Genomic DNA, 743 nt, shown 5'->3' on the forward strand with positions numbered 1-743 from the left:
GAAAGTCAAACGACGTTTCGCATGACGCGCTTTTGGCCATGGGTCAGAGAAGTTTAAGAATAACTTGGCCACTTCACCCTCTTCAAAATATGAAGATAGTTCAAGGGCATTCCCTAAAATAAAGCGTAAATTAGGTAACAATTCACCTTCTAAAGCTTTCTCCATCGCCATCACTAATACTGAATCTTGTAACTCAAGACCAATAAAGTTCACGTCTGGATTACGGCGGGCCATCTCAATAATGAATTGACCCTTACCAGTTCCCACTTCTAAATGAACAGGATGGTTGTTTTTAAATTCAGCTTGCCATTTCCCCTGCATTGTTTCCGGTTCTAAAATGACATATTCTCTATGTTCTGCCATGGCGTCCTTTGCCCACGGTTTATTTCTTACGCGCATAATATCCTCCTAATGATTTGTTTTATAAATGATGTCGTTCCAAGAAAAAAGAGATGTGATATGAAGTTCACATCCCCCTTTTTTTGACCAATAACGGTCTTCTATTGGGCTTCATAAGTCAAGCTCTTCCGACACTTCCCAAAATGCGCCAATTACTCGCAGTAATTGTTCGGCTTTTGAAAGTGTAAGAGCCGACGCCAAGAAAGGAAACTTTGCAATCTAATCTGAAAAGCAGTCCTTTCTGGAGGGTCGAACCCGATTTTGGTCCAGCCTATGAGAGAGTTTACGCTTTAGCGTTTACTCTCCTAAATGCGATAGAAGCGTCGAGTTTTAACGACTTTGTT

General features: G+C 41.0%; 1 protein-coding gene. It reads right to left on the minus strand.

The features are described 5' to 3' along the window. Positions 1–399: tRNA (guanosine(46)-N7)-methyltransferase TrmB (gene trmB / locus ACRCJ0_RS17320; protein WP_431391394.1), on the minus strand; the 399-nt coding region annotated here is incomplete at its 3' end. Positions 400–743 lie beyond the last annotated feature (344 nt).

The sequence above is a fragment of the Aerococcus sp. L_32 genome, assembly GCF_050689315.1.